This window comes from Sphingomonas carotinifaciens (genome assembly GCF_009789535.1).
GTDB lineage: Bacteria > Pseudomonadota > Alphaproteobacteria > Sphingomonadales > Sphingomonadaceae > Sphingomonas > Sphingomonas carotinifaciens.
In genome coordinates this window covers 2,514,217-2,537,722 of record NZ_WSUT01000005.1, presented here as the reverse complement: position 1 = coordinate 2,537,722, position 23,506 = coordinate 2,514,217, and the positions used below count along the sequence as shown (strand labels likewise).

Here is a 23,506-nt window from a genome sequence, read left to right as displayed (position 1 = left end):
CGGATCAGCTCCCGATCAGGCGGATGGCGGCGTACAGCGCCCAGGCAGCGATATTGGCGAGGGCCAGCCAACCCCAAGCGCGCGGACCGCTGCGAAACAGGAAGCACAAGCCCAGGATCGCGCACCAGATCGGTGCTACCAGCCACATGGCGACCTGGCCCTGTGCGGAGAAGTAACTGTCGCCGGTCCTGAACAGCCATCCGAACGTGCAGGTCAGCGCCAGCGTCAGCGTGAAGCCAAGGATCGTCGCGGCCGACGCCTTGCCGAACCAGTCGCGACTGGTGAGGTCATGGCGGTTCACTTCATCACCTCCCGGCGAAAGCGCCACCAGCGAATGGCGACCGGTACCAAGCTCCAAACCAGCATCGCCCCCGTTGCCCAGGTGAACACTGCGGTCGCTGGCCCCTGCATCGTCAGCAGCAGGAGCAGCGCGACCGTCAGCAGCACCCCGCCGGTTGCGCGCAGCCATCGACGCACTCGTACCACTCCCATGAGCAATGCCTGATGCGGCGCGGCAAGGTACAGGCACAGCGCTCCCCCGAGCAGCGCCAGCGCAGCCGCCCACGCAGCTATCATCGATCCGCCTTTCCGAACGCGAAAGTGACTGTCGGCGCAGTCCCGGCCAGCATGGTCGTGCCGTGCGTCTGCCCAGCTAGCGAAAGCAGCCGGGCGCGCTCACCCAGAGTTTGGACGAACGATGCGGGCGACGCGGTGCCGGCCATCGCGCCGTCGCCTTCCGCGATCAGGACGCGCGGACCGGTGGGCATACTCACGGCCTCGCGAGCGAGCAGCCCGTCTCCGAACCAGAGCGACGGACTGACCGCCACCACATTGTCGAACAGCGCCGGGCGGGTGAATGCTGCGTGCAGCGCCAGCACGCCACCGAAACTGTGCCCGGCCAGCGTCTCGCGCGATCGATCTACCCGCCAGCGTCCGGCATGGACCAGCGGCATGATGCGACGCTCGACCAAGTCGAGGAACGCCTCCGCACCTCCGGTGACAAGCCCGTGCGCCGGACGGCCGGCGGGAATGATCCAGCCGGGCGTCGCGGGCGTATAGTCGCGCACCCGGCGTGCCAGCGGTCCCGCGGCAATGCCGACGACAACACCGGCGTCTACCCCGCTCCGCTCTCCCGCGCGCGCGAGCCGACGAGCGGTCAGCGCCGTGATCGCGAAATTGTCCTCGCCATCGAGAACATAAAGCACCGGCCAGCCCGCCGGAGGCGGCTCGCCTTCCGGCCAGGCGATCATCACCTGATAGGACCCCACCTTGGTGACCAGGCTGCGCGGAAGTTCATAGGGCTGCGCTACGGGCCGTGCCGTGTCGGTCAGTGGCGATGCGAAGGCCGTGACCACCAACGCCGCCAGCCCTGTCACGGCGCTCACCACCGGTATTGCAGCCGCGCGGTCACCGTCCGGCCCGATCCGTAGTAGCAGGACTGCGGTCCGCCGCAGAGCGACAGATACGTCTTGTTCGTCAAATTCCGGGCATTGATCGAGAGCGACGCACCGCGACCTCGTGCGATCGCCCCGCCGAGATCGTAGCGGAGAAAAGCATCGAAAAGCGTATAATCCGGAATGCGGATCGTATTCGCCGCGTCACCGAAGATCGCGCCGGTGTATCGGACGCCACCGCCGAGGCCGAGGCCCGGCAACACGTTCTCGGGCAGCCGGTAATCGACAAATGCCGATACCAGCCAGTCGGGCACCTGGGCAAAATCCTTGCCGAGCTGCGCGGCGACCGTCGTCTTCGTCACCTCCGACCAGTTGCGCGTGGCGCTGCCGATCAGGGTCGCGCCGAACGACGTCTGGGCTCGTGCCTCGAACTCCACGCCGCGGATGCGCGCCTCGCCGGTCTGCGACAGGCAGCCAGTGATCGCGACGCAGCTGTTGTTCGGCGCGGCAGTCGCGATGTTCTGCTGGGTGATCTGATAGCCGCCCAGCGTGAAATACGCGCTGCCGCCGCGTGGCTCATAGCGCAGCCCCGCTTCCCATTGGTCGCCGGTGGTCGGCACGAAGGGCGTTCCCGCTACATTGGTGGCGGAGTCACCGCCTTGCGGCGCGAAGGACTCCGCATAGCTGGCATAGGGAGCAAGGCCGTTGTCGAACAAATAGATCAGCCCGGCCCGCCCCGTTAGCGCATCCGCCTTGGTGCGCTGGTAGGTGACAGCCGCCGCATTGGTGAAGTTGCGCAGCGTGTCGTCGGACCAGTCCTGCCGCAGCGCCAGCGACACCCGCAGGCCGCCCCATGCGATCTGGTCCTGGACGTACAGGCCGAGTTGGTTGCTCTTCGTGCCCAGATAGCCCTGCGGTGCCAGAGCAGCGACATAGTAAGCTGATCCACGATAGACGGGGTTGAACTGATCGATCAGCGGTTCAACCTGCCCACGCAGCGATGCCGGCAGACCCGATGGCGTCACCAGATCGCGGCGATGCTCCCAATCGGTGTAAAAATAGTCGATGCCGCCGAGCACGCTGTGGCGCAACGGCCCGGTGGTGAATTGCCCGGCGAACTGTTGGTCGAGAGCAATACCGTCGCTGAAGCCGTCGCCCTGAATAGCGCGCCTCGGTAGCGTGCGGCCCGGGATGCAACCAGTGTACCAGCTCGGTCGAGCCGCAACCGCAGCGGCGCATCCTGCGGCCGTCATAGCGTCGCCAGCCAACACGTTGACACGGTAGAGCGTGTCGATGTGGGTGTAGCGCACGTTGCTGCGGAAGCTGATGCCCGGCGCGAGATCGGCACGCAGGAATGAGCCGATCAGGATTTGGTCGCGATCGAACGTATTCCAGCCGGGTTCGCCGATATATTCATCGAGCGCCAGCCGCTGACCGTTCACAAGGTCCAGCGTGCCGGTGCGCGGCAGGAACTGGTAGGTCGAGCCACCACGATCGCGCTGATATTGGCCGAGCAGCGTCCAGGTCAGCGCATCGCTGGGCTGGAACGTGATCGACGGAGACACATAATAGCGCTCGTTGCTGGTTTCCTGGATCTGGGTCTGCCCGCCACGCGCCAGCCCGACGATCCGTCCGGCCAAGGTGCCGGAGCCGCCCAGCGAGCCGGACAGATCAACGCCACCGGTGAGTTGCCAGCGATCGAGATCGGTGTAGCCGGTGCCTTGCAACAGCACCTCTCCATGCGCTGCGAACGTCGGCCGCTTTGACACCATGTTGATGATGCCTCCGGGCGCACTCTGGCCGTACAGCACGCCCGAAGGTCCCTTCAGAACCTCGACCTGCTGGAGGGCGAAGGGATCGAACTGCGTGCGCGTGAACTGTCCGCCTGACGGCAGCCGCAGCCCATCCACGAAATTGTTGTTGGAGGAGAAGCCGCCTGCGGGAAAGCCACGTACCGTGATCTCGTCGGTGCGACTGTCAATGCCCGTCGCCTCGCCGCGGACGCCTGCCGTATAAGCCAATGCGTCGCTGATGGTGCTGACCGCTCTCAGATCCATTTCCTCGCGGCTGATGACCGAGATTGTCTGCGGCGACTCGATCAGTGACGCCTTCGACTTGGAAGCGCTGGTGGCCTGGCTCTGACCTGTTGCAACGACCACGATGTCTTTGGATGTCTGCGATTCTTCCTGCCTTTCCTGCGCCTGGGCAATCGCTGGAAACGCACAGGCCAGCAGGAGTGCCAACCGCAACTTTTCATTTTTCATTGACCGTCCCCCTATCTGGAGGATCGTGTAGTGAGAAAGATTCGCAATATCAAGGCAGGGTGGATGTGCGGTTTTCCCTTCTCTGTGTGGTGAAAGGTCTACCTGACTATCAGCGAAAACGAGAACGATCGCGACAACGTCGCGCCTGCGGGTGTCATTCAGGCGAGCTTAGGGGTGGCCGGCTCCTCGTTTTCAGCCCGCTGATAAGTTGAACTTACGTGTCCGCATGCCTTTGGCTGAGGCGGTTCGTGAACTCTGGCGGGCGCCATGCCGTCGAGGCTGCTGTGCGGACGCACGTTGTGATAATCCGTCCACCATTGACGTGCACCCTAGACGGGGATGTTCGCCAATTGGGCGAGAGCTTCCGTCCCGCCCTTCCGTCACATCGACCCAAAAACGATTATTCGCGCCACCTTCGTCACGTCCCCAACTCTAGACATTCATTTATGTCCAGAGGGTACGTTTACCGTCTCGATCCAACGCGGTGCAGCGATGCCGGTGATTCGTGGACATGGCGGCGATCCAGGGCCGTTCGTCACCGTTGCTCTGACCGATACGGGCAGCGGCATCGCTCTTGACGATCAGGTCCGCATCTTTGAGCCGTTCTGCACCGCCAGGGAGATCGGCAAGGGTAGGGGCTCGTGCCGGTTTCGTCACGCTCGACTGTTTACGAAGAGCCGGCAGCGATATGGCTGATGTTCCGTATGGCAAGCCTGTCGCAGCAGCGCAAAACCGTTCCTTAACACTTCGGGGCTAGCGCAACCGACTGGGAGCATGCGGTTGCGTAACTATCAGGAAGAAGCCAGACTTACGGCCTTGCGCCAACTCAAGCTGCTGGACACCCCGGCCAGCGAGAGCTTCGACCGTATCACGCGCATGGCGAGCCAGATCTTTGGCCTCCCGGTCGCCGCTGTGTCGCTGACCGATCGTGATCGTCAGTGGTTCAAGTCGCGGGTTGGCATCGATCATTGCAGCATTCCACGGGACAAGGCGCCTTGCGCTCAGGTAGCCGAGACGACCGAGACGCTCGTCATCGAGGACTTCGCCACAAGTCCGTGTTACGCTGACAGCGTGCTGGCTCGTGCGGGTACGCGCTTCTACGCTGGCGCACCGCTCGTCACCAGCGACGGCTATGGTCTGGGGGCCTTGTGCGTCCTTGGAACGGAACCGCGTCGGGTTACACGCTCAGAGATTACTGCCCTGACCGACCTCGCCGCCATGGTGATGGCGCAGATCGAGCTGCAGCATGCCTTTGGCCGCATCGATCCGGTCAGCGGGCTTGCGACACAGACGCAGTTCCGGGACGATCTCCTCGACCTTGCCCGCGATCACCCGGGCGAGCAGCGGCTCGCCGTCGTGGTAGACCTCGCTCGCGATGATGAGCTGAGCCGATTCCGGCAGGTAATGGGTGGTGCGCGCGTCGACGACATGATCCGAGAAGCGTCGCTTGCGTTGCAGACGGCTCTACAACCAGCCCGGGCAGCCTATCAGGTCGGCGCGGCGCAGTTCGCCTTCCTCTCACCGCCCAATGTCGAGCAGGACGCCTATCTCACCATGGTGCGATCGACCTTTGGCACTATCCGTGCGGCCTCTTCAGTCCGGTTTGTGACCAGCGTTGCGATTGGCGTCCGTCCTTTCGCCTTGGGCGATGTGTCCGCCGACGACGTTCTGCGGGGTGCCTGTAGCGCCGCACAGGACGCTCGGCGGGAGGACGGCGCCATTGCGATATTCTCCGTAGCCAACGACACGGCACATCGACGTCGCTACCGCCTGCTACAGGATTTCGGTGCAGCCCTTGAGGCAGAAGACCAGCTCCGGCTCGTCTATCAGCCCCGGCTGGATCTCGCGACGGGGCGCTGCACCAGCGTCGAAGCTCTGCTGCGCTGGCGTCACCCGACCTTGGGTGACATCTCGCCCGGCGAATTTATCCCGATCGTCGAGCGCACGTCACTGGCACGTGCGACCACACAGTGGGTCCTCGATGCGGCACTCGACGAGCTTGCTGGGTGGCAACGATCGGGTTCCCCCCTCAACCTGTCTATCAACATCTCGGCTTCCAACTTCGGAGAGGCCGACCTGGTCGACCGCATCCGACAGGGCTTGCTCCGCCGTAAGCTACCTCCCAAGCGGCTCGAGGTCGAGCTGACCGAGAGCGCGATCATGGATCAACCGGATCGCGCAATGGTCATGTTGCGGCAGCTCGCCGAGGCAGGCGTGTGCCTTGCGATTGATGATTTCGGAACCGGACAAAGCAGCCTGGCCTATCTGCAACGGCTGCCTGCCCATGTAATCAAAATCGACCAGGCGTTCGTGCGCGGCCTCTTGTCTGGCGAGAGCAGCGACGTGATGCTGGTCGAAACCATGGTCGATCTGGCTCACAAGCTGAACTTCCGTGTAGTGGCCGAGGGCATCGAGACCAACGAAGCCGCAACCCTGCTTGCGCAGATAGGCTGCGAGGAAGGACAGGGATTCCTGTTTTCTCGCCCACTTGAAGCTGAAGAGCTCATCACGTGGTTAGCAGAGCGTGCGACCGATCGACCCGATCGAACTATGGCAGCCTGACGCCTAACACCCGCGCATCTGGCGACAGGCTTCAACGCAGTGATCTGCCCTCGGCCATCCCGATCGGGATGGTCGAACGGGACGGCTCTGGCAACTCCCGTCTTCCTCAATCGTCCGGCGGGACGGCCTCCCCGAAATCTGTTCCCGATTGCGTTTTCCCAAATCGGTCTGTTGAACATGGAGAAACGGGACTGCTGAGGGTCGGCGGATCGGCCCGTTTCGGGATGCCGAGCCGATTCATAGAATGGCCGGAAATGGCTCGCTATCGGCCGGGTAGCCTAGCGGCCGCGAGGACTCACAAGTGGACGTTCAGGCCACTCTGCTCGCTTCCCAGCTTCGGTCGTTCGTTCATGTAGACTTATCCGCTCGCCGGAAGCGACGTATCGAGGTCGCGGATCGACAAAAAGTTGGACTTTGCCGCCCATCGCGAGCATGGATCGAACGGCAGATTTTGTCGGGAGCTGACTTCGGCGCTTTCCGTGCCAGCATCGCATAGCGATAGAAACTGGCCAGATAGCGGAATGGCAGATCTCGGGCCTGTGCCGAAACGAGCTGGAACGTCTGCTGGCGCAGACAGGGTTGTGTGGTGCATCTACTTCTTGCGGCGGAACACCATCTCGGTAGGTTCGGACGTCAGCCCAAAGTTGGGCTGAAAGGCCAAACGCTCGCACGTCGGACCGTCAGATTGGACTTGCCCCGCTCAAATGGAGAGGCATTTGCTCAGCGTGGCGCGGTTTGTTCGAACTGCGCCGGGCTGGTGTAGTTGAGCGCGGAGTGGCGCCGGACGGGGTTGTAGAAGCCGTCGATATAGCGGGCAAAGGCCTGCTCGGCCTGGGCACGGGTATAGAAGACGGTGGGCCAGACGAGTTCGGATTTGATGGTCTTGAAGAATGTCTCGACCATGGCGTTATCGTAGCAATTTCCCTTTCCCGACATGGAGATGCGGATGCCGTGGCGACGCAGCTCGGCTTGGTAGTCCACCGAACAATACTGGCTACCGCGGTCCGAATGATGAATGAGCCCCTTGGGGGGACGCCGCATGACGAGCGCCTTGCGCAGGGCAGCCAGCGCCAGATCGCGGTGCAGCCGGTCGCCGACAGCCCAGCCGACGACGCGGCGGGAGAAGAGGTCGATGACCACCGCCAGGTAGAGCCATCCCTCCCGTGTCCAGACGTACGAGATGTCGACGCCCCACTTCTGGTTGGTTGCCGTCGCGGTGAAATCCTGGTCGATGATGTTCGGCGCGATCGGCCAGGCGTGTTCGCTGTCGGTCGTGCGTTTGAACCTGCGCTTCTGCCGGGCACGCAGGTCGTTCTCGCGCATCAGCCGCGCCGTGCGACGCCGCCCGATGGCAAAGCCATCATCCTGCAACTCGCGCGTCATTCTCGGACTGCCATAGGTGCCGTTCGACAGGGCAAAAGCCGAGCGGACATGCGCCAGCATCACCATGTCATCGCGCTGACGCCGACTGGCCGGGCGATCCTTCCAAGCGAAGTAGCCGCTCTGGCTGACGCCGAGCACCCGGCAGAGGCGGTGGACCGGGAAATCCTCTCTCGCCCGATCGATGAGCTGGAACCTCATCGATTTCCCTCCCGGGCGAAAAAAGCGGTCGCCCGCTTCAGTATGTCACGCTCCTGTCGAAGGATCTCATTCTCCCGCCGAAGGCGCTTCAACTCGGCAGCCATATCCGCCTGCGGCGCTTGATCCGGCGTATCCACCAGACGATCCCGGCTGCGGCTGATCCAGCGCACCAGCGTCGATAGCCCCACTCCCAGATCCTCCGCTATTTCGCGCTGCGTCCGTCCGCTGGTCGCCACCAGCCGATCCGCTTCGTCCTCAAACTCCTTCGTGAACCGTCGCTGCTTCGTCATTGAGTTCGCCTTTCACTTCAAGGGAACTCTCCACTTTGCCGAGGCAAGTCCACGTCAAGCCGTTCGTGAAGCGCCACAAGAACGACGCTGTGGATGCCGAGGCGATCTGCGAGGCGGCACAGCGGCCGAGCATGCGGTTCGTGGCGATGAAGAGCGAGGAGCAGCAGGCAGCGGCGCTGGTGTTCCGGACGCGCGACCTGGCGGTGAAGCAGCGTACCCAGCTTGGTAATGCACTGCGCGGGCATCTCGCCGAGTATGGCTGGGTTGCACCTCAGGGTTCGGCCCATCTTGCGATGTTGGCGGACCTGCTGGAGGGCGGTGAGATCGGGCAAACGCTGCCTGAGGCAGCGCGGCCGATGTTCGCGATGATGGCCGACATGCTGGCCGAACTCGACAAGCGGATCACATCGTTGGACAAAGAGATCGCGCGGCGTGCGCGGGAGGATGAGGTCGCACGCCGGCTGATGACCATCCCCGGCATCGGCCCGATCACCGCAACGGCCATAGCAGCCATCGCCCCGCCCGCCGAGACGTTCGCGAAGGGCCGCGACTTTGCCGCATGGCTGGGGCTGGTGCCCAGGCAGGCGTCCACCGGCGGCAAGCAGAAGCTGGGCGCGATCTCGAAGATGGGAGAGCGAACGCTGCGGCGTCTGCTCATCATCGGTAGCAGCGCGGTCGTGCTCCAGGTGAGCAAGCGTGGGGCACCAGCGGGCTCGTGGCTCGAAGGCATGCTGGCGCGCAAGCCGCGCATGCTGGTGACGGTCGCGCTCGCCAACAAGATGGCCCGCACCGTCTGGGCATTGCTGGTCAAGCAGGAGGATTACAGAGCTCCGGTCGCGGTCGCGGCGTAAGCCGAGGCGGGCCAGAGGCGTCGGAGGACGCAGTCGGTCGAAGGAGGGTATGGCACAACAGTCGGCGAGACGGGGCCGGAAGAACCAGACTAAATCAGTGTGCTTCGAGCACGTTAATCTGATGTGGTTCCGGTCCGCGCACTCCCATACGGGCCAGCAGCTTGCCGCTGCATTACAGGCCGGACAGATGGCAGCATCCGACTACGTGTCAGAACTTCCAGATACCGCTTGCAACCGAAGGGGCGTCCACAGATGATTCACGGTGCTGGCTGGACGGAGGCCGCATGGATGGGCAAGCCGTTATCGATGGATCTGCGTTCGCGGGCACTGGCTGCGGTTGACGAAGGGATGAGTTGCCGAGCTGCGGCGGTGCGGTTCGGGGTGGCGGCCGCGATGGTGATCCGGTGGCACGACCAGCGCCGCAGTACGGGCAGCTACGCCGCCAGGCCACAGGGCGGGGACACGCGGTTGCGGCGGATTGAGGCGCATCGGGAGACGGTGCTGGCGCTGCATGAAGCACGGCGCGACATCACGCTGGACGAACTGCGTCGCGAGCTGGGCCAGACGGGCGTGACAGTGGCGATCTCGACGCTGCACCGCTTCTTCGTGCGCCACGGCATCACGCGTAAAAAAAGACCGGGCACGCGGTCGAGCAGGATCGCGCCGATGTCTTCAGTGCGCGCGAGGCATGGTTCGACGGCCAGCTCGATCTCGACCCTGCGCGGCTGGTGTTCATTGACGAGACCTGGACGGCCACCAACATGACCCGCAGCCACGGCCGCTGCCCACGGGGCGAGCGGCTGCGGATGGGGTACCCGCATGGTCATCGCAAGACGACCACGCTGGTCGCCGGCTTGCGCATGACGGGTATGGTCGCGCCGATGGTGCTCGACGGCCCGATCAACGGCGACTGGTTCGAGGCCTATGTCGGCCAGGTTCTCGTACCCGACCTCAGGCGCGGCGACATGGTCATCATGGATAACCTGTCCAGCCACAAGCGCGCCAGCGTCCGCGATCTGATCGAGGCAGCTGGCGCCCGCCTCATGTTCCTCCCGCCCTACAGCCCCGACTTCAACCCGATCGAGAAGGCCTTCTCCCGCCTCAAGACCATGCTCCGCAAGGCCGGCGAGCGCACGGTGTCCGGACTGTGGTCGCTCATCGGCAGACTGGTCGATCTGTTCCAGCCGCAGGAATGCGCCAACCACTTCAGCTCCTGCGGCTATGACCCACACTGACTGGAATCCGCTCCAGCGGCGTTCGCCATCGTTGCCCGAACTCTCAGCTTCACGCGAGCAGCGGCCGAGCTCGGGCTTTCGCCATCGGCGCTGAGCCATGCCATGAAGGGCGTCGTCATCACCACGAACCTCAGCTTCAGCGAGTCAGCCGGCGTCTTTGGCGACGCCAAGATGCCCACCGCGCTCCTCGACCGTCTCACTCGCAATTGCCACATTGTCGAGACCGGCAACGAAAGCTTCCCGCTCCGCGTCCGGCCAGAGGCTGCCAAGTCTAAAAAGGATAAGGCTTCGACTTGACCCGCAACTCCGCGGGCCTGACTTTACCCCCAACGACCTAGGTCACTTCTCGGTGAAAACGCCGGGTTAATTCTCAGTGCAAATCAACACACGGACGTTCGCGTTCTTCCATGTCTCACCGCTGGTAAAAGATCCAACCACGCGAGGTGGCTACAATACGAACGCCGAAAAGCTCCGCAGCCTCGTCCGGCTTGCCCTTAACCGTAGCCGGTGTGATCGTCGCGGTAATGCGACGGTCACGGGCCGCCGCATCAACTACGATGGAATGACCCAGCGCCACCGAAAGGTCCGCGGCCACACGGGTGAGCGGCGCATCCGTGTAGCTCAACGACGCACGACGCCATTGCCCGACGCTTTCGCGTGCTACCAGTTCGCGTTTCGTCTGTCGGCCCTCGATCAGTTCGACCGCCTGCCCAGGCGCAAGTCTCAGCGCTTCGACCGCGGGATCGACGATGACCATCCCCTCCGCCACCTCGACCCTGATCGCATGTTCATCGTGCGACACTTCGAAGGTAGTGCCCGCATCCACGATGCGATGCGCGCCGACCATAACCCTATACGGATTTGCCGCATTGTGTCGGATTGTGAACACAGCACGACCGCGCTCGAGCCAGGCCAGTCGCGGACGTACAGGGTCGAGTTGAAGCCGGCTACCTCCCGCAAGATGGATGCGGCTACCATCGGCCGAGGCGATCGACCGCGTCTGCCCTGCCGGCGTTTCGATGACCTGCCAAACGGGAGAATCAACCGGCCGACCGATCAGCGATACTCCAGCCACGCTCGCAGCGATTGCAAGCCCCGCGCCACCCAGCAACCATCTCCGCCGAACCGGAGCGCGGTCTTCGGCGATCAGTGGGATGATCGTCGCCGCCTCACTCGGGACATGCGCCGCGACCTCGGCCACGACGAGCGCAGCGCGGTTGCAAGCTTCGTTACGGTCCGGATTCCCGTCGACCCACGCTAGGAACGAGTCCCAATCTGTAAAGTCCGGACTTGTCATGCGAACCGCCCATGCGAACGCGATGTCCTCGGTGCTCGGCGCATCAGTCATATTGATAAGAGCAAGTCATCGGCGCTTTTCCGCAGTGCAGCGACCACAAGGCGAGCGCGCGCCAAGTCACTCTCCACGGTTCTAAGGCTCACACCCAGTTCCTCCGCTATTTCTCGTTGCGTTAGTCCGTCAACTCGATGCCGGTGAAAGGCCCGGAACACGCGTTCGCCTTCCTTGGCCAGTGCCGCTAGAACTCTCGAAGCTTCCTCCTTGCCTTGCAGGACGCGATCCGCGTCCGGCTGATCGGAGCAGTCCGGCGTAGCCGGTCCGGTCGCCTCGCCCCATGCCCTGTCACGGCGCCTGCCTTGGATAGACTCATGGTAGCGCTTGATGATCAACGAGTTTGCGATGCTGTACATGTATGCTAACGGCGCCTTTATGTGCGCACCGTCAGCGGGCAGACGCAACCAGACCTCGTGGAGCAGATCCTCCGCGTCCAATTGATGGCCGCGACGATGGAAGAAGGATATCAACTCTGCGCGATGAGAGAGGAAAGCCGCCTCAAGAGCAGGAGCGGCGCACGATCTTGTTGGCAGGCACTCAGGATCGTCGTTATTCACAGACGGTATGGTGCTACCAACGTCATGAAATTGCAAGCCTATACTTTAAAGTCGCTCCATTGACGGAAAGGAGTACAGCGCAACGGGCTGCAAACTGCACCTTTTCTTGATAAGTTAAGAAGACTTACAGCATGACGCCGGTTCAGCTTTCCGTCGGGACGCACGCGGTAGCGACAATGCAGGCACGAGAGCGTCCACGGTTCAAAACGAGACGATCCAACCTTGATCCGAGCAAAGAGATTGACTTGACCGATCTGGCGTGTCTCTCACCTTCGATGCTATGCTAAGGGTGAGAAGGAGCACAAGCTTATCCCGGCACTCACATCGGCACTGAATCGTTCGTGGGTCGAAGCAGAAGGCCGCAAGAGATCATCGCGTGGCTGCTTGAGTCGCATCGAAGCGGCATGGCATAGCTGGCCGCCCTTGCAGCATAAAGCTGTTCCCGCTGTGGAAGCTTCCAGCCATGCGCTCGGCAAGCGATGATCGAGGCCATGGTCTGGCGACCGTTGATATGCCTAATCGCCATCACAGCCGCCACGCCTGGGGAGGCGCAGCGACAGGCAATCAACCTTCCCGCCGGTCCGTTGACGAACGCTATCGATGAGATTTCAAAATCCGCCCGGCTTAGCATTCTGATCACCGACCCCGCACTGTTGCGGCGGCGCGTCCCGGCGGTGCGCGGCAGGATGACAGCGGCTGCCGCAGTACGAACGTTGGCCCGTCATGCAAGGGCGAACGCGACGCAGATCGGCAGCGCAAACTGGCGCTTGACCCCCTTAGCACAGGCGCCTGCCACTCTGCCCAGTGTCGCGCCGCCGCCGCCGCCGCCGCCGCCACCGCCACCGCCGGGCGACGTCATCGTCGAGGCGAGCAAGCGCGGTACACCCTACGGTTCCTTTGTCGGCAGCGTGGAGGTAATCACGCAACCCCAGGTAGGCCTGGATGCGGGAACGTCGACGCTGGTGACGCGGACGACGATCATCTCCTCGACGCACCGCGGCGCCGGTCGCGAGAAGCTGTTCCTGCGCGGCATCGCGGACTCCAGCTTTTCCGGTCGCCTCCAATCGGTGACGGGATTGTATTTCGGCGATGTCCGCCTGACGTACAGCGCATCCGATCCGAACCTGCAACTATACGACATGCGATCGGTGGAGGTGCTGTCAGGTCCGCAGGGGATGCTGTATGGCTCAGGAGCGCTCGCCGGCATCATCCGGCTGAACTCGAACATGCCGCAACGCAACCTTCCGGCTGCGTCCGCGGGCGTCGGCATCTCGGTGGTGGCGCGGGGGGCGGCAGGCGCCGATGCCGACGCCATGGTGAACGTGCCCATGACGGGTAATCTGTCGATCCGTGGGGTGGGCTATGCCCGGAGTGAGGGCGGCTTCATCGACAAGCCGACGATCACGCCCGGCGGCCGGCGCGACACGAACCGCACCGGCATCGCGGGCGGACGCCTGATCGCACGCTGGTGGGCAGGCAATGGCTGGACGGTGGATGCGATCGGCATGGCTCAGGCGATCAGTCATCGCGATAACCAATATGCTTCGGACGACGGCCCGTCGTTCACCGACCGGGGTACCATCGGGGAGCCTTCTAGCGGTAGTTACGCCGCGGGGCAGCTGGTTGTGAACGGCAGATTGGGCGACCTGTCGTTCGTGTCAGCGACGGGGCTGTCGGCGCAGACCTTCCGCGAGCGGTTTCAATTCGGGATCGGTGACGTTTTGGCAGATGGACGCCGCCGCAGCGACACCATCACTCATGAGATGAGGCTGGCGGGGGATGGACGCGTCAACTGGGTCGTTGGGGCGGCGTTTACCGGCACGCGCGATCGATCGAGCTATGCCCAGACGTCTGGGCCGGGCTCGAGGTCCGTCCTGACGGTAGGGGGGCGCGTTCAGGATGCAGCGCTGTTTGCCGAAGGACTGGTGCGTGTGACGCCCTTCCTGTCGATCGGCGGCGGCGCGCGCGTGGTGCGGGCGGTGTCGGACGCGGAGCACTCCGTCTTTTCCGCCGCCACGGACAGGTTGCCGCAACGGCGTCAATACTGGCTTCTGCCCAGCGCGTCGCTGCTCCTCGATCCCGCGCGCGGTCTGTCAGCCTATCTCCGCTATCAGCAGGGCCGCCGTCCGGAGGTCGAACCGGCTCTCAGCCCCGACATTCCGGACCGTTCACGTCACGAGAAGGTGGACGTGGTCGACGGCGGGGTCCGCTGGATCGGCCAGGGGTGGCAAGCGGGCGCTTCCGTCCAGCACGCCAGATGGCGACGTTTGCGGACGGATGTCTTCGAGGGATTCTTCGGCTTGGCGACGTTCGACCTCGGCGACTGGGCGACCACCTCCGCCAACGTCACGCTGGGCGGTAGGATTACCCCCCGGCTACGTCTCGATCTGGCGGCGACCCTCAACCGTTCGCGGTCGCTCACGCCATGGCTTCGTGACATCGGCGTTCGACTTCCCGACGTGAGCGATGCGTCGGTGCGGGCGGCAATTGCCTGGACGCGACCGATCGGCGCGTCGCTCGTCGGACGGCTGAACGGCTGGGTCCGGTACGAGGGGGTGTCGTCAGCGATGTTTGGTGTTTTCACCGCCGGGCGCCAGGGTGACTATGTGCAGTCGGGCCTGACGCTTGTCCTCGACCGCACACATGACGGGCTGACGTTGGCGGTCGACAATGTGCTCGACACGACAGGTGTGCTCTACAAGCTCGGCAGTCTGGGACGCGCGATGACCGTCACGACGCCGCTTCGTCCGCGCATGGCGCGAATCGGTTATAATCGAAGGTTCTGAAAAAATTTTAACCGCGACTTGCGGGTTTCGCCGCTCGACCGGCTCTACCCTCTTGAAGGCCAACCGCGATCGTGTCCGGCTATCAGGATCGACGCCAGGGACGGCCGGGACGGGGGGCAGGATCGGCGTGCATATTTCAAGACAGCGGCCCGCTTCGCTCTGCGTCAGCCTTCGGACACTTGAACCGCTGCGCCGGTAGGCGCGCGCCCGGCCGGGGGTCGATCGCGGCCATCCGACCGATCTGTCGTGCCGCGGGAGGGCGCGAAGCAACGACCGGAAGATCCCCGTAGCTTTCGGCACCCATGGGAGAAAAGAGGATGGCCACCAAGTACAAGACGCCGCCGCTGGGCCGCGCCTATGACTACAACACCGGTAAGCTGGTGAACAACATCAACGACCTTTATAATCCGCAGGGCGGCACCAGCAGTGAGTTGATGGCGCAGTGGCATCTGAAGCAGCTGGGTGACATCGGAACAGTCTGGAACGACTTCACCGGCAAAGGCGTGAGCGTCGGCGTCTATGATGAGGGCACGCAGCAGACGCACTGGGACCTCGACAACAATTACGATGCGTCCAAGCATGTCGTCATCGACGGCACGGTCCTAGACGGCGGTGTCCCCACCGGCGCTCACGGCACGTCGGTCGCCGGATTGATCGCGGCGGAGCGCAACGGACGCGGCGGCGTCGGCGTGGCCTATGATGCCACGGTGACGGGCGTGAACATTTTCGATCCCGCTTCCCCGATCTTCGTCAACGGCACCAATGGCGACGCGCTGCAGAGCGCACTGATGCAGGCGAACCAGTTCGATGTCGTCAACCACAGCTGGGGCGGTGCTGGCGACTACACGTTCTCAGCGTCGCGATCGAATCCGGCGAGCTTCAGCAGTTTGCTGTCGCGCACCTTCGAACATGCGGCGGAAACCGGGCGCGATGGCCTGGGCACCATCACCGTCATGGCGGCCGGTAACGACAACAAGCTCGGCCAGGCTCACGCGGGCGTGACCGATCGCCACGCGATCGCCGTCGGTGCGTATCGCCAAGTGGACGGCGTATCGTCCTATTACAGCAACTCCGGACCCCATCTGCTGGTTTCCGCGCCGTCGAACGACTATGCCATCGTCGGCGGCACGGGGCTGGTGGCCACCGACCTGCTGGGGACGGACGGCTACAACTGGTCGGTCGATCCGACCGCGGCGAACGACTATACGGACCAGTTCGGCGGCACCTCCGGCGCGACGCCGATCGTGAGCGGTGTGGTCTCGCTGATGCTGGACGCCAACGAGAATCTCGGCTGGCGCGACGTGCAGAACATTCTTGCGGCCTCGGCGAAGATGCCGGTCGCCTATGGCACCGGCCCTGTCGTCATCGACCTGATCCAGCAGGGCGTGCGCGGACCGGTTCTGCTGAATGGCACTAGTTTCGGTCTCGTCGGTCAGGATGCGAACTGGAACGGCGGCGCCCATCACTATAGCAACGACTACGGCTATGGTGCCGTGGACGCCTACAATGCCGTCAGAATGGCGGAGGTGTGGGGCTTGTTCGGCGAGTCAAAGACGTCGGCGAACGAGGTTAAGATCAGCCAGGAGGTGGCGGTCAACATGACGTCCTCTTCCGACGGCGTGGTCGGCGACCGGATCAGCTTCAACAACGAGCTTCTCGGTAACCCTCTTCAGAAGAGCTTCGAAGTCACTGGCAATGTCGCGGTGGAGCACATCGATTTGACGGTGAATTTCTATTACGGCTCGAGCGGCAATATTCAAGGTACTGACCTGGGCCAATTCACAAGCCCATTATTCAACACGCAGATCAAGTTGATCGCGCCTGATGGTAGTTCGGCTTTGGTACCGATTGCCGGGACAATCTTCGGCGGTCAGGGTGGGGCTGTAGACCAGTTTACTCTGTCGTTCAGCGGCTTGCGTGGCGTGGACTCCCAGGGCACCTGGACGGTCGACTTCTCCGCGCTGGATTTCGATGGCTTTATCCCGATCACCACGCCGTTCGGGCCTTTCAATCTCGCCGCCAAGGTCGACAACAAGCTGACGGTCGAAAAGATCAAGCTGGACATCTATGGTTCGGAGGCGACGAGCGACGACGTGTACACGTACACGAACGAGTTCTTCGATATGCTGGCCATCAAGGGTGAGGGCGCGCGCAAAACGCTGACCGACACTGACGGTGGGATTGACTGGATCAACGCCGCGGCAGTGTCGACGGACGTCAAACTGTCGCTGGTCGGCGGGCAAGCGACGTACTTCGACGGCGGTAAAGCGTTCACGATCGGACGCACCAGCGTGATCGAAGGGGCGGTCACCGGCGACGGCAACGACACGCTGATCGGCAACCGCTTCGATAATCACCTGTATGGCATGCGCGGGGACGACACGCTGAACGGCGGGGCAGGAAATGACATCCTCTTTGGCGGCACGGGTGCGGACAACTTCCTGTTCGACAACCGGGGCACCAGCGGTAAGGACACGGTGCTCGATTGGAGCAGCGGCGACATGATCGCGACGCAAACCGCACTGCGCGGGCAGGCTGGCAACGGCATGGTGACGGTGGCGAAAAACGCCATGCTTCTGCTCGACGGCCTGCTGACCGGCGACGCGGTAACGCTGAGCCAGAACAGTGGAGCGGTGCTCCAGGCGCAGGGCCAGAAAGACGGGTACTTCTGGTATTCCTACGTGTCGGGCACCAATCTCGACCCGAACGACGTGATCCGCGAGGTGTCGTTCCAGCCCGAGCGCACGGCAGCGGGGTCGGTCGACTCCATCGCGACGGTTGCCTCGCAGACCGCAGATGTCGGCGCGCCGGCGTCCCTGACCGGTCCGCTCGACGAGCATGGTTCGTTCTACCTGTACGACGCCATGGCCGGATCGATGAGCGGCGGCGTGCTGCTGCACGCCTGACGCATTCTCTCCCTCCTGGGCGGGTGTTTTCACCCGCCCGGCCTTTTTCCTGCCGGCCCGTCGCGCCGGATGAGGAGCACTATATCCCGTGTCTCGCCGCATCGGCCTCTTCGCATTGTTCCTTTCCACCTCCGGCCCGATCGGCGCGGAGACGCTGGCGGATGCGATCGTCGATGCGTATCGCAACAATCCACAGCTGCAGGCGCAGCGTGCCGAGTTGCGCGCGCTGGACGAGAGCGTGCTCCAGGCCGGCGCGCCGTACCGGATGAGCGCGGGCGTGACCGCGACGATTGGGTACAACGACCGGCTACAACGCAGCGCCGTGGCCGAAGGATTCGCACGCTTCGAACAGCGTTCGATGGGCGCGTCACTCTCGGTGACGCAGTTGCTGAGCAGCGGCGGGCGCACCGCGGCCCAGATGTCCGCGGCGGAGGCCGACGTTCTGGCTGGCCGCGAGCGGTTGCGCGAGGCTGAGAACCAGACCTTGTTTCAGGTGATCGACAGCTATGTCGCGGTGCGCCGCGACCTGGAGCTGGTCGAGATCCAGTCGCAGTCGGTCGCTTCCTACCGGCGGCAAGTTGGGCAGGCGCGGCTGCGCGAGCGCGAGGGCGACCTGACGCGCACCGACGTCGCGCAGGCCGAGGCTCAGTTGCTCATCATCGAGGCGGCGCTGGCGCAGACGCAGGCGAGCCTGGAGCAGAGCCGATCGCGCTTCGCCGCGGTGGTGGGGCGCAATCCGGGCACGCTGGAGCCGCCGCCGCCCCTCCCCGGAGTGCCAGGCTCGGTCGATCTGGGCTATGCGCTGGCCGAGCGCGAGAGCCCGATCCTGTGGCAGGCGCTCCTCGCCGAGCGCGCCAGCCGCCACCGCATCGCTGCCGAGCGTGCGGAGCGGCATCCGACGATCAGCGCGCAGGGCAGCTTGGGTTATGTCAATCCGCTAGGCTATCGGGTGCGCGATCTCGGGCGCGTGGCGTCGGGCGGGCTGACGGTGACGGTCCCGCTGCTGACACAAGGGGTGGTCGGTTCGCGGGTGCGCGCCGCGATCGCGCAACAGCAGTCGGCGGCGTTCCTGATCGAGGATGCAAGGCGTAGCGTCGATGCCGGGCTCCTCAATGCGTGGAACCAGACCGTTACCGCCGATCGCCAGATCGCAAGTGGCGAGGCGGCGGTAAGCGCGGCACGGCTGGCGCTCGACGGGGTCGGCCGTGCGTTCACCGAGGGGTTCCGCTCCAATTTCGAGCTGATCGACTCCGAGCAGCGGCTGCTCAACGCGCAGGTGATCGTCGCGAACGCGCGCTATGGCCGCTATGCGGGGCAAGCGACGTTGCTGGCGCTGCTCGGGCGGCTGCAGGCCGCGAATCTAGTGCCGGACGCGCCGCGCTACGATGCGGAGAAGAACCTCCGGCACAACAAGGCGTGGCAGTTCGGGCCGTTCGAGCCGCTGCTGCACGTGCTCGACCGGCCGCAACAGGCCAGCGACCGGTCGCGCGCGGCGCCGGTGCCCGCCGCCCCGGCGGACGCGCGAATCGCGCCTGCGGATCCTGCCGCGATCGGTACCGATCGCCCACTGGCGCGCGAGCTGCCGCTGCGCGCCGAGGGTCTTCCTTTACCCAGCGTTCCACCGGAGAAACCATGAAGGCCGTATTTCCGCTGCTCGCCGCCGCGGCCCCTGCCCAAGCCCGAGCCCCCGACCTGCTGTATGCGCTGACGCCTGAGGGTGTCACCCGCTACCGCGCGACGTGGCGGATCGCGCTGAACCCGAAACCGACCAGGGTCGTGGAGGGCGAGGGCTTCGCGCTGGAACGCGTGAGCGGTACCTTCCCGCGCACCACCGAAGGCGAGGCCTGTCTCGACTTCTTCTTTGCGACGAACAGCGGCGGTCTGTCGATATCTGATGCGGATCGGCAGCTGACGTTGGCCACGCTCTATGGCGGACAGCTCTACACCGGTAGCGGGGCGGCGCCGACGATGGTGCGTGGTACGTTCACGCTGATCAGCGGGTCATCGGGCGGCCACCGCTACACGCTCGATGTAACCGAGGTGCCGGCGGTGCCCGAGCCGGCGAACTGGGCGCTGATGGTCGCCGGAGGCGGCGTGGCGGGTGTAGCGCTGCTTCGTAGCCCGCGAGTCATGGCCCGTTACGCCTGAATGCTGCGTCCGAAGTCTCCGAAGCTGAAGGTTCCGACACGATGCCGCTTTCCAGCAATCCCAATCCAGTTTCCGCTGCGTTGCGCGGCGCGCAACAGCATTTTCTATGGGCAGCGGCGTTCAGCGGTCTGGTGAACCTGCTGTATCTCGTTCCATCGATCTTCATGCTGCAGGTCTACGACCGGGTAGTTCCAACGCGTGGCGGTGCGACGCTCGTGTTCTTGATCGTGATCCTGATCGTCGCGCTGGCGGTGCTGTCGGTGCTGGACATGGCGCGGATGCGGCTGTTGCTGCGTGCCAGCGTGCGGCTGGAGAAGCGGGCCGCGCCGCCGATCCTGCATCGCATCCTGGGGGCAACGACCGCGACGCCGGCGGAGCGGAGCGCCGCGATCCGTCATCTAGACACGCTACGGGGCGTGCTGACCGGGCCGGCTATCCTGGCGTTGTTCGATGCACCTTGGGCACCGATCTACATCGCGGTATGCTTCCTGCTCCACCCGTTGCTGGGCGGCTTCGCGCTGCTCGCCTCGGTGCTGCTGGCCGGCGTCGCGCTGGCCAGCGAACAGGTGACGAAGCGTGGGGCGGCCGAAACGCAGATACGCTCCGCGGCCCAAGGGCGGCTACAGGATTACGCAGTGCAGGCCGCCGAGGTGGGGCGCGTGCTGGGAATGCGCGGGGCAATCGTGCGCGGACACCTGGAGAGACGCGCCGACGTCGTGACGCGCCAGGGTGCGCTGGCGGAAACGTCGGGGGCGTTCCTGGCGGTCACCAAGTTCCTGCGGCAGTTGTTCCAGTCGCTGGCGCTGGCGCTGGGCGCATGGCTGGCAATCCACCAGTCAATCTCGATGGGTGCGATCTTCGCCGCCTCGTTGCTGGTCGGACGTGCGCTGGCACCGGTTGAGCAGATCTTGGGATCGTGGAAGAACGTGCTGTCGGCGCGTGCCAGCTATGCGGGACTAGCGGCGTTCCTGCGTCTGCCCGATGCCACGGCGCCGCGTACGGCGCTGCCGCGCCCCCGGGGCGCAGTTACGGTCGCAGGCGTCAGTGTGCGCGCGCCCGGCAGCGACCGGATGCTGCTCAGCGACGTAAGCTTTGACGTGTCGCCCGGCGAGATCGTTGCACTTATCGGCCCGAGCGGAGCGGGCAAGTCGACGCTGCTCCGCGTCGTTGCTAGCGCGATCTCCCCCGACCGCGGCGAGGTGCGTATCGACGGCACTAGTCTGGCCGACTGGGACCGTGAGGCGCTGGGCGCCTGCATTGGCTACACGCCGCAGGCTCCGACGTTATTCCCCGCCACAGTCACAGCCAACATCGCACGCTTCGCGAGCCCAACCGGCGACGCCGCCTCCGTTGATATTGAAGCGAGGGTCGTCGCCGCGGCGATGCGTGCGGGCGCACACGAGACGATCCAGCGCTTCGCCAACGGCTACAATACGCCGCTTACGATTCGCGAGGCCGGGGGCCTGTCCGCCGGGCAGCGTCAATTGGTGTCCTTGTCGCGCGCATTGTTCGGCGACCCGTCGCTACTGTTGCTGGACGAGCCCAACGCGCACCTCGACCTGAACGGTGAGGCCGCGCTGATGAAGACGCTGGCCTCGCTGCGCGCGCAGGGTGTTGCGGTCCTGCTATCAACGCATCGCCCCAGCCTGCTGCAGGTCGCCGATCGAATGCTGCTCGTACGCGACGGTACGATCGTGTCGATCGTAAAACCCGATCCGGACGCTGCCCCGCGTGCGCCCGGTACCCTCGACACCGCCCGCCAAGGAGTCGGAGCATGATTCCTGCCGCTTCCGACCCCATGCTGCCGACCGCCACCGCGCAGCTACAAGACTCGCCGCAGCGCGCGCTGCTTGTCGGCGGGGTCACGGCATTTCTTTTCTTCGTGGTATTGATCGGCTGGTCGGCGGTGACGCGGCTTGACGCCGCCGCCTTCGGGCAGGGGCAGGTCGTAGTGGCGGGGAATCGTAAGGTGGTGCAAAACCGCGCCGGCGGCAATGTCGAGACGATCGCGGTCCGGGAGGGGCAACACGTTGCTGCGGGGCAGGTGCTGGTCCGACTGTCCGCCGCAGAGGCGGTCGCGAACGAGCGAGCGCTGGCGAGCACGGTCATTGACCTTCAGGCGCAACGCGCGCGGCTTCAGGCCGAAATCGAGGGTGGGCCGATCCGCTGGCCAGCGGAGTTTGCCATCGCGGGCGGGCCGGATCGCATGCTGATCGAGCGCGCACAGCGACTGCAATTGGCGCAGGCGCGCGCGCGCGGCGCGCTCCTGGCCGCGACGAGAGGCGTCCTGGGGCGGCAGCGCGGACAGATCGCTGAGCAGCGCCGCGGCTTCGATGCCCAGGTCGACGCCACCTCGGTGCAGCGCGCCTCGCTGCAGGCGCAACTGGAGAGCACCCGCCGCCTCGCCGAGCAGGGCGTGGTGTCGCGGAACAGCGTGCGCGCGCTCGAACGGTCGATCGCCGAGCTTGCCGGCAGCAACGCGGACTACGTGGCGCGCAACGCAGCGCTAGGACAGCAGATCGCCGCCACGCAGCAGCAGACTGCCGAGGTCGAGCGCAAGGCGGCCGACGATGCCGCCACGCTGCTGCGCGACACGCAGTTCCGCCTGAACGAAGCGCTACCGCGGCTCGCGGCGGCGCGCGACCAGGTTGAGCGTACCATGGTGCGCGCGCCGGTTGCGGGACGCGTCGTCAACTTGAGGCTTTTCTCGCCCGGTGCGGTCGTTCAGCCCGGACAGGATCTGCTCGAGATCGTTCCGGACGCCGCGCCGCTCGTCGTCAGCGCACGCTTCGCACCGGAAGACATCGACGGCGTCGCTGCCGGCCGAGAGGCGGAGGTGAAGTTCCTGTCGCTCCACGAACGCGACCTTCCGATGCTCGTCGGTACGATCCACACGCTTTCCGCCGACAGCCTCCACGACCAGGCGACCGGTGCCAGCTACTTCACCGCCGAGATCGTCGTGCCGGATCGGCAGGTGGCGCTGCTACGCAAGGTTCGCGGCGCAGACACCGGCATCCGCCCCGGCGTCCCCGTGCAGGTTACCGCCAAGCTTCGACCCCGAACGGCCCTACAATATTTCCTCGATCCCCTCACCGACGCGACATCTCGATCCTTCCATGAACGGTGATCCTCCAACTACTTCCAGGCTGGTTGGCGGTTCGGCCGGTCGCGATCCGGCGACAAACCACAAAGCGAACGGAACGACATGAGCATCGGTTTTTGCGACAATCTTGAGGGGATCAGGATTGCTCATTGTTGCGCTCGCGCTTGCGTCGTCATCTATATTCGCAATGGAGGGCCTCTCGTCGGCTGGCACTGCTGCCGCGACAACGATGTCGAGCGTCGGTTCCGAACGGAATGTCGAGTTCAAAAAATGGCACGTGACGGCCGATACGGCGATGCCTGCACCACTGAGCAGGACGGGGGCCGATCGCGAGGTTGCGCTGCTCGTCCAGCGATAGAACGTCTGCTCCGATACGCTCATTCTCCGAATAACCTCGGCCACCGGCGTGCCCGTCTCTGCCTACTTCAGCACAAAGGCCATCTGCTCTTCCGTCTACCTCGACTTTTTCGTGTCCCTG

General features: G+C 64.5%; 17 protein-coding genes and 2 pseudogenes. 11 read left to right on the top strand and 8 right to left on the bottom strand.

The window, feature by feature from the left end:
• Positions 1 to 4: 4 nt before the first annotated feature.
• From GQR91_RS13905 to GQR91_RS13890, 4 genes are read right to left on the bottom strand one after another with little or no spacing between them, the layout of a single operon-like run.
• A complete protein-coding gene (locus tag GQR91_RS13905; protein ID WP_149683668.1) occupies positions 5 to 301 on the bottom strand; it encodes a hypothetical protein in 297 nt (98 codons plus the stop codon).
• The gene (locus tag GQR91_RS13900; protein ID WP_149683667.1) at positions 298 to 576 is read right to left on the bottom strand and encodes a hypothetical protein; all 279 of its coding nucleotides are present in this window, start codon (positions 574 to 576) and stop codon (positions 298 to 300) included. The genes GQR91_RS13905 and GQR91_RS13900 overlap by 4 nt, the downstream gene beginning before the upstream one ends.
• On the bottom strand, positions 573 to 1,385 hold the full coding sequence (locus GQR91_RS13895) for an alpha/beta hydrolase (protein ID WP_149683666.1): 813 nt from the start codon (positions 1,383 to 1,385) through the stop codon (positions 573 to 575). The genes GQR91_RS13900 and GQR91_RS13895 overlap by 4 nt, the downstream gene beginning before the upstream one ends.
• Positions 1,382 to 3,658, bottom strand: a complete 2,277-nt coding sequence (locus tag GQR91_RS13890; RefSeq protein WP_149683665.1) for a TonB-dependent siderophore receptor — start codon at positions 3,656 to 3,658, stop codon at positions 1,382 to 1,384. Before GQR91_RS13890 ends, GQR91_RS13895 begins: the two co-directional genes overlap by 4 nt.
• 492 nt (positions 3,659 to 4,150) lie before the next feature.
• Here GQR91_RS13890 and GQR91_RS13885 point away from each other — a divergent pair, with 492 nt between their 5' ends.
• Positions 4,151 to 4,354, top strand: a complete 204-nt coding sequence (locus tag GQR91_RS13885) for an ATP-binding protein (protein ID WP_149683664.1) — start codon at positions 4,151 to 4,153, stop codon at positions 4,352 to 4,354.
• 84 nt (positions 4,355 to 4,438) lie between these two features.
• A complete protein-coding gene (locus GQR91_RS13880) occupies positions 4,439 to 6,220 on the top strand; it encodes a putative bifunctional diguanylate cyclase/phosphodiesterase (protein ID WP_211368615.1) in 1,782 nt (593 codons plus the stop codon).
• 720 nt (positions 6,221 to 6,940) lie between these two features.
• Here the strand turns inward: GQR91_RS13880 and GQR91_RS13875 are convergent.
• Positions 6,941 to 8,091 (bottom strand): IS3 family transposase gene (locus GQR91_RS13875; RefSeq protein ID WP_164727758.1). Its coding sequence is split into 2 segments (ribosomal slippage): positions 6,941 to 7,827 and positions 7,827 to 8,091, totalling 1,152 coding nucleotides; the frame shifts between segments, so codons are not numbered across the junction.
• Positions 8,092 to 8,141: 50 nt separating this feature from the next.
• On the opposite strand from GQR91_RS13875, the pseudogene GQR91_RS13870 reads away from it, so the two are divergent.
• From GQR91_RS13870 to GQR91_RS19980, 3 genes and pseudogenes are all read left to right on the top strand, one after another.
• Positions 8,142 to 8,942, top strand: a pseudogene (locus GQR91_RS13870) (IS110 family RNA-guided transposase); the annotation flags it as partial.
• A 288-nt stretch (positions 8,943 to 9,230) separates the two neighbouring features.
• Positions 9,231 to 10,177 (top strand): IS630 family transposase gene (locus GQR91_RS13865; protein WP_149683572.1). Its coding sequence is split into 2 segments (ribosomal slippage): positions 9,231 to 9,576 and positions 9,576 to 10,177, totalling 948 coding nucleotides; the frame shifts between segments, so codons are not numbered across the junction.
• Positions 10,178 to 10,474: a helix-turn-helix domain-containing protein gene (locus GQR91_RS19980; protein WP_211368784.1), complete on the top strand. Its 297-nt coding sequence runs from the start codon at positions 10,178 to 10,180 to the stop codon at positions 10,472 to 10,474. It begins immediately after the preceding gene.
• Between the two features lie 115 nt (positions 10,475 to 10,589).
• Here the strand turns inward: GQR91_RS19980 and GQR91_RS13855 are convergent, their stop codons facing one another.
• Positions 10,590 to 11,525: a FecR family protein gene (locus GQR91_RS13855; protein WP_149683574.1), complete on the bottom strand. Its 936-nt coding sequence runs from the start codon at positions 11,523 to 11,525 to the stop codon at positions 10,590 to 10,592.
• A complete protein-coding gene (locus GQR91_RS13850) occupies positions 11,522 to 12,085 on the bottom strand; it encodes an RNA polymerase sigma factor (RefSeq protein ID WP_235904207.1) in 564 nt (187 codons plus the stop codon). The genes GQR91_RS13855 and GQR91_RS13850 overlap by 4 nt, the downstream gene beginning before the upstream one ends.
• A 479-nt stretch (positions 12,086 to 12,564) precedes the next feature.
• Here GQR91_RS13850 and GQR91_RS13845 point away from each other — a divergent pair, with 479 nt between their 5' ends.
• From GQR91_RS13845 to GQR91_RS13820, 6 genes are all read left to right on the top strand, one after another.
• Entirely contained in the window at positions 12,565 to 14,871 is a 2,307-nt protein-coding gene (locus GQR91_RS13845) for a TonB-dependent receptor plug domain-containing protein (RefSeq protein WP_149683575.1), read from the top strand.
• A gap of 317 nt (positions 14,872 to 15,188) precedes the next feature.
• On the top strand, positions 15,189 to 17,777 hold the full coding sequence (locus GQR91_RS19620) for a S8 family serine peptidase (protein WP_160146867.1): 2,589 nt from the start codon (positions 15,189 to 15,191) through the stop codon (positions 17,775 to 17,777).
• Positions 17,778 to 17,865: 88 nt separating this feature from the next.
• Positions 17,866 to 19,413, top strand: a complete 1,548-nt coding sequence (locus tag GQR91_RS13835; RefSeq protein WP_149683577.1) for a TolC family outer membrane protein — start codon at positions 17,866 to 17,868, stop codon at positions 19,411 to 19,413.
• A complete protein-coding gene (locus GQR91_RS13830; protein ID WP_149683578.1) occupies positions 19,410 to 19,925 on the top strand; it encodes a PEP-CTERM sorting domain-containing protein in 516 nt (171 codons plus the stop codon). The genes GQR91_RS13835 and GQR91_RS13830 overlap by 4 nt, the downstream gene beginning before the upstream one ends.
• A gap of 41 nt (positions 19,926 to 19,966) precedes the next feature.
• On the top strand, positions 19,967 to 21,703 hold the full coding sequence (locus GQR91_RS13825) for a type I secretion system permease/ATPase (RefSeq protein ID WP_149683579.1): 1,737 nt from the start codon (positions 19,967 to 19,969) through the stop codon (positions 21,701 to 21,703).
• Positions 21,700 to 23,052, top strand: coding sequence for an HlyD family type I secretion periplasmic adaptor subunit (locus GQR91_RS13820; protein ID WP_149683580.1), 1,353 nt, complete (start codon positions 21,700 to 21,702; stop codon positions 23,050 to 23,052). Before GQR91_RS13825 ends, GQR91_RS13820 begins: the two co-directional genes overlap by 4 nt.
• A gap of 324 nt (positions 23,053 to 23,376) precedes the next feature.
• On the opposite strand, the pseudogene GQR91_RS19900 reads toward GQR91_RS13820, so the two are convergent.
• Positions 23,377 to 23,469 (bottom strand): annotated as a pseudogene (locus GQR91_RS19900) (transposase); the annotation flags it as partial.
• Positions 23,470 to 23,506 lie beyond the last annotated feature (37 nt).